The 1,350-nt window shown below is 38.3% G+C and carries 1 protein-coding gene; it reads left to right on the top strand.

Translation table 11 applies throughout. The features are described from left to right. Positions 1-1,350 (top strand): S1C family serine protease (locus tag AC1DOS_RS20120; protein WP_477538908.1); only part of this gene is annotated, 1,350 nt, incomplete at both ends.

Raw genomic sequence — 1,350 nt, 5'->3', positions numbered from 1 at the left:
CCATAATATTATTACCTGCAATCGCGTTAGTCGCAGGTTTTATGCTGTGGCTACAATTTGCACCAGAACCTGTAGAAGAATCCAATGAAAAACCTCCGAAAGTGGAAGAAGCTACGGAAGAGGTTAAACCTCCAGCTAATCATGAAATCGAAACGGAAACACCAGAAAACCCAGAAGGAACTGTAACTGACGAAACTCCAAAATCAACCCCGCCTGAAAAGGATCTTTCGAAACCTCAGCCAGTCGTGGAAGAGGAACGTGTAGAAGAACGTGATCAGGAGGCCATCTTAGCTTCTTTATTGCCGACTGTCTATACAGTGTATACAGATTCACAACAAGGCTCAGGTTTCCTTTATAACGAAAAAGGGGACATTGTGACAAATGCACATGTTGTCGAAGATAATAGTACGGTAACTGTGGTTAATAACACGGGACAAGAATTCGTTGGCAATGTAATTGGTATTTCTGATACGGTTGATGTTGCACTTATTAGAGTTGATGAAATATCTGGAAAACAACCAATGGAGATGGATTTAATGCAATCAACTGTTGGTACAAGCGTTATCGCAATAGGTAGTCCAAATAATAAATCAAATACGGCTACAACAGGGAACGTTACTGCAACAGGAAGAGATTTTAACGAAAACTTTATTTACACAGACTTATACGAAATTGATGCAGGAATTGCTCCAGGGAGTAGCGGCGGGCCACTAATTGATGCGTTAACTGAAAAAGTTATCGGCATTAACTCAATCATTTTGACGGACAATCCAGCTATTGGCTACAGCATCCCAGTCTATTCCGTTTATCAAATGTTAAAAAATTGGGAAGCAAATCCGTTAACGGTAAAAGAACCAGTTAAACCGAATTTAGAAGACGCCTACTTCGACGAAGAGCTATTGACGATCTTCATCGAAGGATACATGTCGTTGTATACCTACGCGCAAAATGAAGTGAACTTTAGTTACTTAGAAGGTTACTTACTACCGGACTCGCAAGTATATAGTACAGAACGTGAAGCAATTAATAGTTTAAAAGACAAAAACTATGTCTTTACAGTTGAAAAATTCCACATCGATGACATTACCATTGAAGAAAAACGTTCACTGGTGACCACGACGATTGAAACAAAAGTAGAACAAAAAGATAAAAAATCTTCAATAATAAAAGAACAAATTCTTTACGAAGTCATCATTGATGAATATGGCGATTATAAGATTCAAGTCATTACAAAAACAAACTTAACGGAAACAGAAGATACAGAAAGCACAAATGAAAAACCTGCTGAACCTGTTGTCGAAGAAGAACCAATAGAAGTACAACCAAGGACAGAAAGTGAAAGTTCAGAAC

It is taken from the genome of Paenisporosarcina sp. P5_A11, assembly GCF_056400705.1.
This window is presented reverse-complemented; position numbering and strand designations above follow the sequence as displayed.